This window comes from Chromobacterium sp. FG22, assembly GCF_057809415.1.
In genome coordinates this window covers 116,749-128,806 of record NZ_JBMDJX010000007.1, presented here as the reverse complement: position 1 = coordinate 128,806, position 12,058 = coordinate 116,749, and the positions used below count along the sequence as shown (strand labels likewise).

Below are 12,058 nucleotides of genomic sequence, written 5' to 3'. Positions count from 1 at the left end.
ATCGCTATCGTGGCCAGCGAGTGCGCCGGCCGCGTAGCGCTTAGAAATTGCCAGCGAACCACGCCTTCATGCGCGTGAACATCTGGCCCACACCCGCCGTCTCCACCTTGGGGCCGGCATGCGTTTGAATCTGATCCTTGCCGTACAACAGCAGGCCGACGCCGGTGGAGAAGCGCGGGGTCTTCACCACTTCCGCCAGGCCGCCCACATACTTGGGCACGCCGACGCGCACCGGCATGTGGAACACTTCCTCCGCCAGCTCCACCATGCCGGGCATCAGGCTGGCGCCGCCGGTCAGCACGATGCCGGAGGACAGCAAATCCTCGAAGCCGCTGCGGCGCAGTTCCTGCTGCACCAGTTGGAACAACTCTTCCACCCGCGGCTCCACCACTTCGGCCAGCGTGGCGCGCGACATCTGCCGCGGCCCGCGCTCGCCCACGCCCGGCACTTCTATCATCTGGCTCGGGTCCGCCATCGCCACCAGCGCCACCGCGTGCTGGATCTTGATGTCCTCGGCTTCCTTGGTCGGGGTGCGCAAGGCCATGGCGATGTCGTTCGTGATCTGATCTCCTGCGATCGGAATCACCGCGGTGTGGCGGATCGCGCCGTTGGCGTAGACCGCGATATCGGTGGTGCCGCCGCCGATGTCGATCAGGCACACGCCCAGATCTTTTTCGTCTTCCGACAGCACCGCGATGGCGGAGGCCATCGGCTGCAGCACCAGGTCGGACACTTCCAGACCGCAGCGGCGCACGCACTTGGTCACGTTCTGGGCGGCGGACACCGCGCCGGTGACGATGTGCACCTTGGCTTCCAGCCGCACGCCGCTCATGCCCAGCGGTTCGCGCACGCCCTCCTGACCGTCGATGCTGTATTCCTGGGTCAGGATGTGCAGCACCTGATGGTCCGGCGGGATGGTCACCGCGCGCGCGGTTTCAATCACGCGGTCGATGTCCATCTTGGTGACTTCGCGATCCTTGATCGCCACCATGCCGTGCGAGTTCACGCTCTTGATGTGGCTGCCGGCGATGCCGGCGAACACTTCGTGAATCTTGCAGTCGGCCATCAGTTCCGCCTCTTCCAGCGCGCGCTGGATGGCCTGCACCGTGGATTCGATGTTCACCACCATGCCGCGCTTCAAACCGCGCGACGGGGTGTGGCCCATGCCGACGATATTGAGTTGGCCGTCCTCCAGGACTTCTGCGACGATCGCCACGATCTTGGATGTGCCGATGTCGAGGCCAACCAGCATGTTCTTGCTTTCCTTTGGTTTGCTCACCTGTCGCTCCAACTGCTAATTACTTGTTTCCCTTGGCCGGCGGCGCCTTGTAATCGGGCATCCGCACGGCGAATCCATTCGGGTAGCGCATATCCACGTATTCCACGTGATACGGCAACGCCGCCAATTTGCTCTTCCAGTACTGGGCGAAGCGGCGGGCGCGCGGACTCACGTCGTTGCGTCCCAGCTCCAGCTGCACCTGGTTGTCCAGCCCCACTTTCCAGGCGCGGCGGCTGGACAGCCACAGCGCCGCCGGCTTGACGCCCGCCGGGGCCAGATCCTGCCGCAGCCCTCCCAGCATTTCGCTCATGTCCTTCTCTGCCCCCGCCGGCCCGTAAAACACCGGCAGGTCCTGGTCGCTGGCGGCGTCGAACCGCTCTCCTCGGGTATTGACCAGGCCGTTCTCTCCCCAGCGCGCAAGCGCCACATGCTCTTCCACCGAGATGTCCAGCGCGTCCGGCCAGCGCCGCCGCACCTGGGCATCCCGCACCCACGGCAATTTGCCGAAGGCCGCCCGCGTCTTGTCGATGTCCAGCGTGAAGAAGGTGCCGGACAGCTCATGCTCGGCAATGAACTTCAGCTGTTCCGGCGTCACGCGTTTCATGTCGCCGCGAATCTGGATCTTCTTCACCGGAAACACCGGAGCGTGCGTCAACCAGAACCCTCCTGCATACAGCAACATCAGCGCTGCGGCGGCCAGCATCAGATTGGCCAGGCCTCTAAGCAGCCGATGGTTATCCCACATGCACCATATCCAGCACCTTGAGGCACAAATCCTCGTAACTGATGCCCATCGCCCGCGCCGCCATCGGCACCAGGCTGTGGCTGGTCATGCCCGGATTGGTGTTGGCTTCCAGCAGGTAAATGCCGCCGGCTTCGTCCATCAGGAAATCCACCCGGCCCCAGCCGCGGCCGCCCAATACGCGGAAAGCTGCCAGCGACAGTTCGCGCGCGCGCGTCTCCACGTCTTCGCTCAGGCCGGACGGGCAGCGGTAGACGGTGTCGTCGCGGAAATACTTGGCGTCGTAGTCGTAAAACTCGGTCGCCGGTTCGATCTTGATGGTCGGATACGCCGTGTCGCCGATCACCGCGCAGGTGTATTCGCCGCCGCCGATGAAACGCTCGGCGATCACGATGCTGTCGTATTTGCGCGCCTCTTCAAACGCCGCCTTCAGTTCGCCCGGCTGCTTGACCTTGGTCACGCCGATGCTGGAGCCCTCGGTGGCCGGCTTGACGAAGATGGGCAGGCCCAGCTTGGCTTCCACCGCGGCGAAGTCGCTGTTCTCGTCCAGCAGTTCGAAGGCCGGGATCGGCAGGCCGGCGCCCTGCCACAGCAGCTTGGTGCGCCATTTGTCCATGCAGATCGCCGACGCCATCACGCCGCAACCGGTATACGGCAGGCCCATGCTTTCCAGCACGCCCTGCAGGGTGCCGTCTTCGCCGAAGGGGCCGTGCAGCACATTGAACACTCGTGCGAAACCCTCGTCCTTCAGCGCGCTCAGCGGCTGTTCCGACGGATCGAACTTGTGAGCGTCCACGCCGCGGGATTGCAGGGCCTTGAGCACGCCGGCGCCGCTCATCAGCGACACTTCGCGCTCGGAGGAACTGCCGCCCATCATCACCGCCACCTTGCCGTACTGCTTCATTGCCTTGTCCTTGTCATTCATCATCACGCGCCCGCCGCCACTTTGGCCGGCACCGCGCCGATGGAGCCCGCGCCCATGGTCACCACCACGTCGCCGTCGCGAGCTTGATCGAAAATGGTCTGCTGCATCTCGGCGATGTCCTCGACGAACACCGGCTCCACCTTGCCCTGCACCCGCACCGCGCGCGCCAAGGCGCGGCCGTCGGCGGCCACGATGGGCGCTTCGCCAGCGGCGTAGACTTCGGACAGCAGCAAGGCGTCCACGCTGGACAGCACTTTGACGAAGTCTTCAAACAGATCCCGGGTGCGGGTGTAGCGGTGCGGCTGGAAGGCCAGCACCAGACGCTTGTCCGGGAAGGCGCCGCGCACCGCGGCCAGCGTGGCGGCCATTTCCACCGGGTGATGGCCGTAATCATCCACCAGGGTGAAGCTGCCGCCGTCCTTGGCCGGCACTTCGCCGTAACGCTGGAAGCGGCGGCCGACGCCAGCGAACTCGGCCAGGCCTTGCTGGATCGCTTCCACGCTGGCGCCGCACTCCAGGCCGATGGCGATGGCGGACAGCGCGTTGAGCACGTTGTGGCGGCCCGGCATGTTCAACACCACCGGGAAACGCACTTCCTTGCCGTTCTTCACCACCACGTCGAAATGCATCTGTCCGGCCGCGGCGCGGACGTTCTCGGCGTAGATGTCGGCGGAATCGTCCAGGCCGTAGGTGGTCACCGGCTTGGTGATGCGGCCGCGGATCTCGCGCACATGGGGATCGTCCACGCACAGCACCGCGCGGCCGTAGAACGGCAGCCGCTGCAGGAAGTCGACGAAAGCCTGCTTGAGCTTGTCGAAGCTGTGGTCGTAGGTGTCCATGTGGTCGGCGTCGATATTGGTCACCACCGCCATCACCGGAGTCAGATGCAGGAAGGAGGCGTCCGATTCGTCGGCCTCGGCCACCAGGAACTCGCCGGAGCCCAGGCGCGCGTTGGTGCCGGCCGCGGTCAGCTTGCCGCCGATAACGAAGGTGGGGTCCAGGCCGGCCGCGCCCAGCACCGAAGCGGTCAGGCTGGTGGTGGTGGTCTTGCCGTGGGTGCCGGCGATGGCGATGCCCTGCTTAAAGCGCATCAGTTCCGCCAGCATCAGCGCGCGCGGGATCACCGGGATCTTGTTGGCGCGCGCTTCCAGCACTTCCGGATTGTCGGCCTTGACCGCGGTGGAGGTCACCACCACGTCGGCGCCGTGCATATAGGTGGCGTCGTGGCCGTAAAACACGCGGATGCCCTGATCGATCAGCCGCTTGCTGGTGGCGCTTTCCGCCATGTCGGAGCCGGACACGGTAAAGCCCAGGCCGTGCAGCACCTCGGCGATGCCGCACATGCCCACGCCGCCGATGCCGACGAAATGTATGTGTTTGACCCTGTGTTTCATGTCTGTGTCTCTGCTTGAGCGCTCGTATGACGCTCTGTCATTCCCGGGCCAGCTGCTGGCACAGGTCGGCCACCCGGCCGGCCGCGCCGGAACGCGCCAGCGCGCGCGCGCGTTCGGCCTTGTCCAGCAACTGCTCTCTATCCAAACCCGCCAGCAGGCCCGCAAGCCCGTCGGCGTTCAATTCTTTCTGCGGCAGATGCCAGGCCGCGCCGGCCTGCGCCATCCACTCGGCGTTGTCGCGCTGATGGCCGGTGGTGGACACCACCAGCGGCACCAGCACGCTGGGCACGCCGGCCGCGCACAATTCGCTGACCGTGATCGCGCCGGCGCGGCAGATCACCAGGTCGCACTCGGCCAGGCGCTGCGGCATATCGTCGACGAAGGGCAGCAGTTCCACTTGCTCCCGCAGGCCCGCGGCCTGATACGCGGCCTCGACCGCGCCGAAATTCGCCTCGCCGGTCTGATGCGTCAGTCGCGGCCGCTTGTCGGCCGGCAGCTTGGCCATCGCCTGCGGCAGCGTTTCGTTCAATACCTTGGCGCCCAGGCTGCCGCCCACCACCAAGACCTTCAGCGGACCGCTGCGGCCGGCGAAGCGCTCCGCCGGCGCGGCGATGCCCTCGATCTCGCCGCGCACCGGATTGCCGGTGACCAGCGCCTTGCCGTTGCGCGCCGCGTCCCCATCGAAACCGCAGGCCAGTTTCTTGGCGAAGGGCAGCAAGGCCTTATTGCTCAACAACAGGCCGGCATCGGCGTTGACCAGGACCAGCGGTTTCCACAGCAGGCCCGCCATCACGCCGCCGGGCAGGCAGACGTAACCGCCCATGCCCAGCACCACGTCCGGGCGGTGACGGAAAATCTGCGCCGCGCTGCTGAAGAAAGCGCCGGCCAGCTGCAACGCGCCCTTGAGCGAGCCCAGCAGGCCCTTGCCGCGCACGCCGTGGAAATTCAGCCGCTCCAGCGGAATGCCGGTCGGCGGCACCAGCTTGTTCTCCATGCCGCGCCGGGTGCCCAGCCACACCACCTTCCAGCCCCGGCTTTGCAATTCCTTGGCCACGGCGAGGCCGGGGACGATGTGTCCACCCGTGCCAGCCGCCATCACCATGACCGTGCGATTCGCCATCTCTATCCGTTCCGTTAACTCTCGTTGCCGCGCATCATGCGCCGGTTTTTGCTTCGCCCTTCGGGCTCGCAGAAACCGCCGCCTACGGGCTTACGCCCTAAGGCGCCTGACAGCGCTGCTCATGCGCGGCTACACTTTGTAGCCGCGCATGATGCGGCGGTTTTCATAATCAACTCGCAGCAGCACCGCCACCGCGATCAAATTCATCAACATCGCCGAGCCGCCGAAAGACATCAGCGGCAAGGTCAAACCCTTGGTCGGCAGCAGGCCCATATTCACCCCGATGTTGAAAAACACCTGGATGCCGAGCCAGATGCCCAGGCCCTGCGCCACCAGCGACTGGTAGTAACGCTCCAGCTTTTTCGACTCCACGCCGATGTGAAAGGCGCGGCGCACGATCCAGGCGTACAGACCGACCACCACGCAGATGCCGGCAAAGCCGAACTCTTCCGAAATCACCGCCATGATGAAGTCGGTGTGCGCCTCCGGCAGGTAAAACAATTTCTCTATGCTGCCGCCCAGACCGACGCCGAACCACTCGCCGCGACCGATGGCGATCAAGGAGTGCGACAGCTGGTAGCCCTTGCCGTACGGGTCGTCCCACGGGTCCATGAAGCCCAGCACCCGCTTCAGCCGGTACGGCGAGGAAATGATCAACACCACGATGGCGCCCACCGCCATCACCGCCAGCCCGCTGAAGATGCGCATATTGATGCCGCCGAGGAAGAGCACGCCCATCGCGATGCTCATCACCACCATCAGCGCGCCGAAGTCCGGCTCGCGCAGCAGCAGGAAGGCCACCACCACCATGGCGGCGAACATCGGCGCGAAGCCTTCCTTCAAGCTGTGCAGCAAATGGCTCTTGCGCACGGTGTAATCCGCCGCGTACAGCACGGTGGCGAACTTCATCACCTCCGACGGCTGCAGGTTCAGCACGATCAGATTGATCCAGCGCCGCGAGCCGTTGACCATCTTGCCGATGCCGGGAATCAGCACCAGCACCAGCAAGACCAGTCCGATCAGGAAAATCTTGCCGGAGTACTTCTGCCAGAACGCCGTTGGAATCTGGAAGGCGATATAGGCCGCGCTCAGCCCGATCGTCATGAAGATCATGTGACGGATCAGGTAGAAGTAGCGGTTGTGCGTGGCCGCGTCGGCCTCGGCGTAGGCGATGGACGCCGAGTACACCATCACCAGGCTGATCGACAACAGCAGGGCCAGCGCCCAGGACAGCGCCTCGTCGAACGGCTTGATGGCGGCGTAACGCCGGGCTCCGTGCACGATCATGGCCGCGTCGCCTCCGCTTGCCGCGCTTTCCACTCGCGCACGGCGTCGATGAACACCTGGGCGCGATGCGCGTAGTTGCGGAACATGTCCAGACTGGCGCAGGCCGGCGACAGCAACACCACGTCGCCCGGCTGCGCCAGTTCCGCCGCGCGGCGGGTGGCTTCTTCCAGCGTCTCGCAGTCGTGCAAGGGCAAGCCGGTGGCGGACAGCGCGGCGCGGATCTTGCCGGCGTCGCGGCCGATCAACAGCACGGCGCGGGCGATGCGGCGGCAGGCCGGCGCCAGCGGCGCGAAGTCCTGGCCCTTGCCGTCGCCGCCGGCGATCAACACCACCGGACGGGTCATGCCGTTCAGCGCCGCTTCGGTGGCGCCGACATTGGTGCCCTTGGAATCATCGATAAACGCAACCGAGGCGATTTCGTCTACCAGCTCGACGCGATGCTCCAAACCATGGAAGGTTTTCAGTCCTTGCAGCAGCGCGACGCGCGGCGCGCCCACGGCTTCGCACAAGGCCAGCGCGGCCAGCGCGTTGGCGGCGTTGTGCAGGCCTTGCAAACGCATCTCGGCGCAATCGAAGGCCCGCTCGCCGTCCAGGCTCAGCCAGTAGCGGCCGTCATCCTGCCGCAACGCGTATCCGGCATCCTCTGTCAGCGAAAACCATTTGACCGCGCGGCCAGGGCGAACCATCGCGCGCACCAGCGCGTCGTCGCAGTTCAGCACCTGGACGCCGGCGCCGTGGAACACCCGGGTCTTGGTGTGGGCGTAGTCCAGCAGATCGTCGTAACGGTCCAGGTGGTCCTCGGAAATATTCAGCACCGTGGCGGCGTCGGCCTCCAGCGTAAATGTGGATTCCAGTTGAAAACTGGACAGCTCCAGCACCCACACGTCGGGGCGCTTGCCGCTTTGCTCGCGTTCCAGCTGCGCTTCCAGCACCGCCAGGCCGATATTGCCGGCCACCACCGCGTCCAGGCCGGCGGCGGCGCACAGATGGCCCGCCAGGCTGGTGACCGTGCTCTTGCCGTTGGAACCGGTAATGGCGATCACCTTGCTGCCGTCGCCGCGGATCGCGCGCGCCAGCACTTCGATATCGCCGATCACCTCGCCGCCGGCTTGGCGGTAGGCGGCGACGGCCGGGTGTTTCAGCGGCACGCCCGGGCTCAGCACCAACAAGTCGGCGTCGGCGAAGGTCTGGGCGCTGAAATCGCCGGCGCGCACTTCCGCCTGCGGCAGGAAGGCGCGCAGCTCGGCCACGCGCTCGGCCGACGGCTTGGCGTCGGCCACGCTCACGCGCGCGCCGTGCGCGGCCAGGTAGCGCGCGGCCGCCAGGCCCGAGCCTCCCAAGCCCACCACCACGACGTGACGATTCGCGTAGTCCATAGTCTTCCTCAACGCAGCTTGATGGTGGACAGGCCGGCCAACACCAGCATCATGGTGATGATCCAGAAACGCACCACCACTTGCGTTTCCTTCCAGCCCTTCAACTCATAGTGGTGATGCAGCGGCGCCATGCGGAACACCCGCTTGCCGGTGAGCTTGAACGAAGCCACCTGGATCATCACCGACAGCGCTTCCACCACGAACAGGCCGCCCATGATCAAGAGCACGATTTCCTGACGCACGATCACCGCCACGGTGCCCAGCGCCGCGCCCAGCGCCAGCGCGCCGACGTCGCCCATGAACACTTGGGCCGGATAGGCGTTGAACCATAAAAATCCCAAGCAAGCGCCGCACATCGCCGCGCAGAACACCACCACCTCGTGCGCGCCGGGAATGAAGGGCAGGCCCAGATATTTGGAAAACACCGCGTGGCCGGCGACATAGGCGAAGATGGACAGGCCGGCCGCCACCATCACGGTGGGCAGGGCAGCTAGACCGTCCAGGCCGTCGGTCAGGTTCACCGCGTTGGAGGTGCCGACGATGACGAAATAGGTCAGGATGCAAAAACCGATCGCGCCCAGCGGATAGGAGATGGTCTTGACGAAGGGCACGATCAGCTCGGTGGACGCCGGCAGCTTGGCGGTGGCGATCAGGAACACGCCGGCGCCGATGGCGATGGCGGACTGCCAGGCCATCTTGAACTTGGCGGACACGCCTTTCGGGTCCTTGTACACCACCTTGCGCCAGTCGTCGTAAAAGCCCAGCGCGCCGGTGCCGAACATCACCGCCAGCAGCAGCCACACGTATTTATTGGACAAGTCCGCCCACAGCAGCGTGGTCAGGCCGATGGCCAGCAGGATCAGCGAGCCGCCCATGGTCGGGGTGCCGGCCTTGACCAGATGGGTTTGCGGGCCGTCGTTACGCACCGCCTGGCCCACTTTGAGCTCAGTCAGCTTGCGGATCACCCACGGCCCCAGCAGCAAGGAGATCGCCAGCGCGGTCAGCGCCGCCATCACCGCGCGCAGCGTGATGTAGTTGAAGACGTTGAAGGCCCGGATGTGGGAGCCCAGCAGTTCAGCCAGCCAGAGCAGCACGTTATTGTTCCTCTCTAAATTGTTGCATCAGGTGTTCCACCACCCGTTCCATGCGCATGAAGCGCGACCCCTTGACCAGAACGGAGGCACCCGACGGCAACTGCCGGTCGAGAAACTCGTACAACTCGTCAATCGAATCAAAATGTTTGCCGCGCGCGCCGCAGGCGGCGGCGGCGTGGCGCGAAACCTCGCCCAAGGTCAGCAGCAAGTCCACGTCGCGCGTCCGCGCGTACTCGCCCACTTCCGCGTGCAGCGCGTCGGCGGCTTCGCCCAGTTCGCCGATGTCGCCCATCACGAAGCAGCGCGGCGCCGGCAGGCGGACCAGCACGTCGATCCCGGCCTTCATCGAATCCGGGTTGGCGTTGTAGCTGTCGTCGATCACGCTCAGACCGCGCGGGCTTTGCTTGAGCTGCAAACGGCCCTTGGCGCCGCCAAAGGCGGCCAGGCCGGCGGCGATGTCGTCAAGCGGCACGCCGGCGGCCAAGGCCAGGCTGGCCGCGGCCAGCGCGTTGCGCACATTGTGTTCGCCCGGCGCCGGCAATTCGATCCGCCGTTCGCCGTCGGCGCAACGCAGCGTGAAGCGGCTGCTCAAGGCGCTCAGTTCGATGTCGACGGCGCGGACGTCGGCTTCGGCGCCCAGGCCGAAGGCGATCTGGCGGCGGCCGTCCGCCGCGCGGCGAAACAGCGCCAGATTGGCGTCGTCGGCGTTCAGCACCGCCGTGCCGTCGGCGTCCAGTCCTTCGAAGATTTCCGCCTTGGCGCGCGCCACTTCCTCGGTGGAGCCGAAATAACCGAAGTGGGCGCGCATCGCGTTATTGACCAGCGCGATGCGCGGCCGGGCCAGGCCGGTCAGATAGCGGAGCTCGCCGTGATGGTTCATGCCCATCTCCAGCACCGCGTAGCGATGCGCCGGCGTCAGCCGCAGCAGGGTCAGCGGCAGACCGATGTCGTTGTTGAAGTTGCCGGCGGTGGCCAGCACCGCGTCCGCGCCTGCATATTGGCGCAGAATGGCGGCCAGCATTTCCTTGACCGTGGTCTTGCCGTTGGAGCCGGTGACGCCGATGCGCAGCGCCGGCTGGCGTTGCGCCCAGCCGGAGGCCAGCCGGCCCAGGGCCAGGAGGGTGTCGTCCACACGGATCAGGCTGACGCCGGACAGCTCGAAATCCGCGCGCACCAGCGCGGCCGCGCCCTTGGCCGTCACCTCGGCGACGAAATCGTGGGCGTCGAAGCGTTCGCCCTTCAGCGCGACGAATAGATCGCCGGGGCCGGCCTCGCGGCTGTCGGTCACCACGCGCAGGATGTCGCCGTCCGGGCCGCTCAAAGCGCCCCGGGCCAGTTCGGCGGCCTGCAGCAGCGTCATCATGCGCGCTCTCCCCAGGCGGTCAGCGCTTCTTCCGCCACGCGGAAGTCGGAGAACGGCCGCTTGACGCCGGCGATGTCCTGGTATTCCTCATGCCCCTTGCCGGCCACCAGCACCACGTCGCCGGCGCGCGCCTGGCTCACCGCCCAGTGGATGGCGGCTTCGCGGTCCGCCTCGACGTGGGTGCGCGCGGCGTCCATGCCGGCGAGCACGTCGCGCAGAATGGCTTGCGGGTCTTCGGTGCGGGGATTGTCGCTGGTCAGCACCGCCACGTCGGCGATGTTCTCGGCGATGGCGCCCATCATCGGGCGCTTGCCCGGATCGCGGTCGCCGCCGCAGCCGAACACGCAGAACAGGCGGCCGCCTTCCGGGCGGATCTCGGCCAGCGTGGACAAGGCTTTTTCCAGCGCGTCCGGCGTGTGGGCGTAGTCGATCACCACCAGCGGCTCGTGCGCGCCGCCCACGCTCTGCATGCGGCCGCGCGCCGGCTGGATGCGCGCCATCACCGCGGCCGCGTCGCGCAGGCTGACGCCGTTGACGCACAGCGTGGCCAGACAGGCCAGCAGATTGGCGGCGTTGAAGCGGCCCACCAGGCCGGTGCGCACATCGGCGACGCCCCAGGGCGTGGTCACCGTCAGTTGCAGGCCGTCCAGCGTGGCGGCCAGCGCCAGCGGACGCACATCGCCCTGCTCCAGGCCGTAAGTCACCACCTGAGTCTCAGCCGGGTCGATTTCGGCGGCCAGCTGGCGGCCGAATTCATCGTCGGCGTTGATCACCGCGTGCTTCAGGCCTTCCCAGAAGAACAGCTTCTTCTTGGATTCGCCGTAGGCTTCCATCGAGCCGTGGTAGTCCAGATGGTCGCGAGTCAGGTTGGTCAGCACCGCGGTGGCGAAGTCCACGCCGTTGACGCGGCTTTGATCCAGGCTGTGGCTGGACACTTCCATGGTCACCACATGCGCGCCCTGGCGGCGGTATTCGGCCAGCTTTTGCTGGATGGTCACCGGGTCCGGCGTGGTGTGGGTGGTTTCGGTCAGTTCGCCGTAAAAGCCGTTGCCGACGGTGCCGATCAGCGCCGCCTTCTGGCCCAGCAGCGAGAAAGCCTGCGCCAGCCAGTGGGAAATCGAGGTCTTGCCGTTGGTCCCGGTGATGCCGATCACGCGCAGCGCGCGGCTGGGATAGCCGTAAACCTCGGCCGCCAGCATGCCGATGCGGTCGCGCAGATGCGGCACCGGCAGATTGGGCGCCTGCCACAGCGGGTTCCAGGCGAAGCCGCCGGCGTCGTCCCACAACACCGCGGCCGCGCCTTTCGCCAGCGCGGCCTGGATGTAGTCGCGGCCGTCGGAATGCAGGCCGGGGCACGCCAGGAACACGTCGCCGGGCAGCACGCGGCGGCTGTCGGTCTCCACCCGTTTGACGGGCAGTCCCAATTGTTTGATGTCGGCCGGATTCCAGTCCGGCATGGGGGTCAAACGGCTTTTCAT

General features: G+C 66.3%; 10 protein-coding genes. All 10 read right to left on the bottom strand.

All coding sequences use genetic code 11. The features are described 5' to 3' along the window. Positions 1–40: 40 nt before the first annotated feature. Positions 41–1,279: a cell division protein FtsA gene (gene ftsA, locus ACODSD_RS09390; RefSeq protein ID WP_048408350.1), complete on the bottom strand. Its 1,239-nt coding sequence runs from the start codon at positions 1,277–1,279 to the stop codon at positions 41–43. Between the two features lie 19 nt (positions 1,280–1,298). Next, positions 1,299–2,024 (bottom strand): cell division protein FtsQ/DivIB, encoded by a 726-nt coding sequence (locus ACODSD_RS09385; protein WP_019102324.1) that lies wholly within the window; start codon positions 2,022–2,024, stop codon positions 1,299–1,301. After that, on the bottom strand, positions 2,014–2,925 hold the full coding sequence (locus ACODSD_RS09380; protein WP_488877273.1) for a D-alanine--D-alanine ligase: 912 nt from the start codon (positions 2,923–2,925) through the stop codon (positions 2,014–2,016). The genes ACODSD_RS09385 and ACODSD_RS09380 overlap by 11 nt, the downstream gene beginning before the upstream one ends. A gap of 23 nt (positions 2,926–2,948) precedes the next feature. Beyond that, positions 2,949–4,340, bottom strand: a complete 1,392-nt coding sequence (murC, locus tag ACODSD_RS09375; protein WP_235084966.1) for a UDP-N-acetylmuramate--L-alanine ligase — start codon at positions 4,338–4,340, stop codon at positions 2,949–2,951. Between the two features lie 37 nt (positions 4,341–4,377). After that, positions 4,378–5,460, bottom strand: a complete 1,083-nt coding sequence (gene murG / locus ACODSD_RS09370) for an undecaprenyldiphospho-muramoylpentapeptide beta-N-acetylglucosaminyltransferase (RefSeq protein ID WP_107797820.1) — start codon at positions 5,458–5,460, stop codon at positions 4,378–4,380. A gap of 129 nt (positions 5,461–5,589) precedes the next feature. Beyond that, a complete protein-coding gene (ftsW, locus tag ACODSD_RS09365) occupies positions 5,590–6,747 on the bottom strand; it encodes a putative lipid II flippase FtsW (protein WP_019102074.1) in 1,158 nt (385 codons plus the stop codon). Continuing rightward, positions 6,744–8,123 carry a UDP-N-acetylmuramoyl-L-alanine--D-glutamate ligase gene (gene murD, locus ACODSD_RS09360; RefSeq protein WP_488877235.1) on the bottom strand — a complete coding sequence of 460 codons (1,380 nt, stop codon included), beginning with the start codon at positions 8,121–8,123 and terminating at the stop codon, positions 6,744–6,746. Before murD ends, ftsW begins: the two co-directional genes overlap by 4 nt. An 8-nt stretch (positions 8,124–8,131) precedes the next feature. After that, on the bottom strand, positions 8,132–9,217 hold the full coding sequence (mraY, locus tag ACODSD_RS09355; protein ID WP_107797818.1) for a phospho-N-acetylmuramoyl-pentapeptide-transferase: 1,086 nt from the start codon (positions 9,215–9,217) through the stop codon (positions 8,132–8,134). A gap of 1 nt (position 9,218) precedes the next feature. Beyond that, positions 9,219–10,580, bottom strand: a complete 1,362-nt coding sequence (locus ACODSD_RS09350; protein ID WP_488877234.1) for a UDP-N-acetylmuramoyl-tripeptide--D-alanyl-D-alanine ligase — start codon at positions 10,578–10,580, stop codon at positions 9,219–9,221. Further along, positions 10,577–12,058: a UDP-N-acetylmuramoyl-L-alanyl-D-glutamate--2,6-diaminopimelate ligase gene (locus tag ACODSD_RS09345; protein WP_107797816.1), complete on the bottom strand. Its 1,482-nt coding sequence runs from the start codon at positions 12,056–12,058 to the stop codon at positions 10,577–10,579. The genes ACODSD_RS09350 and ACODSD_RS09345 overlap by 4 nt, the downstream gene beginning before the upstream one ends.

What these genes read in the sequence shown, in the direction of transcription:
- ACODSD_RS09345 (WP_107797816.1), bottom strand. Translation starts at nt 12,058, where the DNA reads ATGAAAAGCCGTTTGACCCCCATGCCGGACTGGAATCCGGCCGACATC.
- ftsW (WP_019102074.1), bottom strand. Translation starts at nt 6,747, where the DNA reads ATGATCGTGCACGGAGCCCGGCGTTACGCCGCCATCAAGCCGTTCGAC.
- murD (WP_488877235.1), bottom strand. Translation starts at nt 8,123, where the DNA reads ATGGACTACGCGAATCGTCACGTCGTGGTGGTGGGCTTGGGAGGCTCG.
- murG (WP_107797820.1), bottom strand. Translation starts at nt 5,460, where the DNA reads ATGGCGAATCGCACGGTCATGGTGATGGCGGCTGGCACGGGTGGACAC.
- ACODSD_RS09385 (WP_019102324.1), bottom strand. Translation starts at nt 2,024, where the DNA reads ATGTGGGATAACCATCGGCTGCTTAGAGGCCTGGCCAATCTGATGCTG.
- ACODSD_RS09350 (WP_488877234.1), bottom strand. Translation starts at nt 10,580, where the DNA reads ATGATGACGCTGCTGCAGGCCGCCGAACTGGCCCGGGGCGCTTTGAGC.
- murC (WP_235084966.1), bottom strand. Translation starts at nt 4,340, where the DNA reads ATGAAACACAGGGTCAAACACATACATTTCGTCGGCATCGGCGGCGTG.
- ACODSD_RS09380 (WP_488877273.1), bottom strand. Translation starts at nt 2,925, where the DNA reads ATGAAGCAGTACGGCAAGGTGGCGGTGATGATGGGCGGCAGTTCCTCC.